This window comes from Rothia sp. HMSC069D01 (assembly GCF_001810135.1).
Lineage (GTDB): Bacteria > Actinomycetota > Actinomycetes > Actinomycetales > Micrococcaceae > Rothia.
Window position 1 is genome coordinate 40,258 of the sequence record NZ_KV800097.1, and the last position, 2,380, is coordinate 42,637.

Annotated in this window: 2 protein-coding genes; both read right to left on the minus strand. The window is 51.7% G+C overall.

All coding sequences use genetic code 11. From position 1 onward, the window contains the following. Window positions 1-174 precede the first annotated feature (174 nt). Entirely contained in the window at window positions 175-978 is an 804-nt protein-coding gene (locus tag HMPREF2710_RS03865) for a hypothetical protein (RefSeq protein ID WP_239662263.1), read from the minus strand. A 349-nt stretch (window positions 979-1,327) separates the two neighbouring features. Beyond that, window positions 1,328-2,038, minus strand: a complete 711-nt coding sequence (locus HMPREF2710_RS03870; protein ID WP_070599605.1) for a DUF6318 family protein — start codon at window positions 2,036-2,038, stop codon at window positions 1,328-1,330. Window positions 2,039-2,380 lie beyond the last annotated feature (342 nt).

Here is a 2,380-nt window from a genome sequence, read left to right on the forward strand (position 1 = left end):
AGGTTAGTGACTTTAATGCGGGTTAAAGACCCGCGGCGAAGACACTAACCTATTGAAAGTTCCCCCGGTCCTCCCTTATGAACGGCGAAAAGCCACATGTGTTTCGAGAAGCCACCAAAGAAGTGGCTTTTCGAAACACATGTGGCTTCTCAGCATAAGACCCACGGGGCTGATTTACATGTCGGGCCAGTCGCGGTGCAACGAATACTCCGTATCCCCATCACCATTATCGTTCAGGTGCCAACGCTGACCGGTACGAATATCGGCCTTGCGCAGACGCGGGTTCGGGTTATCCGGCTTGCCCATAGTCGGATCGTTCTTGCAGCCCCAGCGAGTGTCGTCGTAGCTGCAGTCACCTGCCACGCGTCCCACATCAACCCACCACACACGCACCAGCAACGGGTCACTGGTCGCCTGCGGGGTCACTTCCATCATCTGCCACGGGCCACCATCCACACGGAAACGAGCCGTGTAGTGCACGGTCGCATACGCGTGGAAGTTGCCAGAGCGCTGGTAGGCGTAACTCGTTGCGGTTTCACGCGGGCGTTCACGGGGATAGGTGGTCACGGGCTGACCTGCCGTGTAGTGGGTGTCTGTATCTCCGTTGCCGTACTCGATGACATAGGAGGAGGGCATGAGCTCAATTTCGACGTGTCCGGCGAGCATGTCTGCTTCGAGGCGGTAGGGGCCTCCGTCATCGACGTAGAAGTTGATCTGGTCGCCCTTGTAGACGTTGGGGTCGCCTTCTGCTCGGCCAGTGCCTGCGGGGTTGTTATAGGACTGATGCAGGGTCGGCTTACCCGGTTCTAGCGATTCTGCTGCGTGGCGGATTTCCTCCATGACTTCTTCGTAGGTCGGGCCGGTGGGACCTGGGCTGTCGGCACTGGTGAAGGTGCGGGTATTGTTCGGGATGCAACTAGCAGAGGAAGGGCTTCGGGGACTTCCGTGATCTACAGGAATGCCAGATTCAAGCGACATATTTGTGAACTTGAATGTTCCTATTCTTCCGTCTTTGGTTGTGCATGACATAATATTGGGATTTTCGTTGGCGTAGGTAACTTTTACGCCGTTTCCCTGATTTACCGTGGAATAAGTATATTGTTGCTGAATTTCCTGGTTGGCATTATCTGCACCTGTATTTTTCTCATCGTAACCATCTTGACTGCCTCGCGAAGTAGTTGTTTCAACTTCGATTTGGCAAACTTTAGCTGATGTGTCAGAACAAGGCGCAGTAATAACGTATGCATCAACGTTAGTGGTACCGCAAAATCCTAGAATGCAAGATAGAGAAAAAATCCCACTGCATTTTATTATTTTGTTCATTATTTTAGTCTTCTACCTGTTCGTAACCGATAATTTTCCATGAAGAGTCGGAGTACTTAAATTCAAATTTCCAGGTGTCATTATCCTTCTGGATATTTCGGTTTCGGTGCCATTCTCCGGTAGGCTCCACAAGAGTTATATAATTCCACTCGCGATATGCCTTCCAAAAATAGGTTTCCCCATCCTCAGACCACGGATTTCCATCAGCAACATAGTTGTCAATGCCATCAATAATCCACCCGCCGCGCTTATACAAGTCCTCAAAGCTCTTATATCCCTTAAGTTCACTTTCAAAATTACTGGAAATGTATTTTCGGGATTCCGTAAAATCGCCTACTTGAATTCCGTAATTAGTCCATTTCACCCAAGCATCCATCGTCTTACGGATACCTTCAATAGACTTCTCACGATAGCCCTCTTCAGGGGCGTTAGGCTTCGGCACGTTCTGAGCAGGGCCCTTGCCGTCCGCAGGGCGGTACTCGCCATCAGGCGCCTTCGAGCCGCCCGAGTAGCCTCGGACAGTAGAGGGGGTTGCTGAAGCTGATGCAGATTCAGATGCCGCAGCAGAAGTAGATGCCGATTCGCTTGGTGCGGCAGTTGCGGTGGCTGCCGCCTCGTTATTTGCCTGCTGGCCGCATGCCGCAAGCAGGGCCCCCAGGCCCGCAAGTGCGCCGCCGCCCAGCAAGGTACGGCGGTTGAAAATGGTCGAATCCATAGAAGATACGCTCCTATCGTCGGTGATGGTGTGTTGTTTAGTTACTAGTCGGACCGTTTTTCGCAGGTCAAACTGACCACCGGAAGGAAAACAGCCCCGTAGCTCGCCCAACAATCGCATCAATGCGCTATTGAGTACTACAGTTACCACCCTACCGCATGTTTGCGGTCGTTTGCATTCTTTTGAGGGTGGTGGCGGTGATTGGTCATTATTCGGGCTTCTCAATGTTTTATGCATCAAATATCTCTGCTCCCGCGGAGGTGCAGCGTATGCAGAATTTGTGCCATGGTTTAGCGTCTTCGACCATGGCTTTTAACTACGACCAAAGACACTAACCTATGG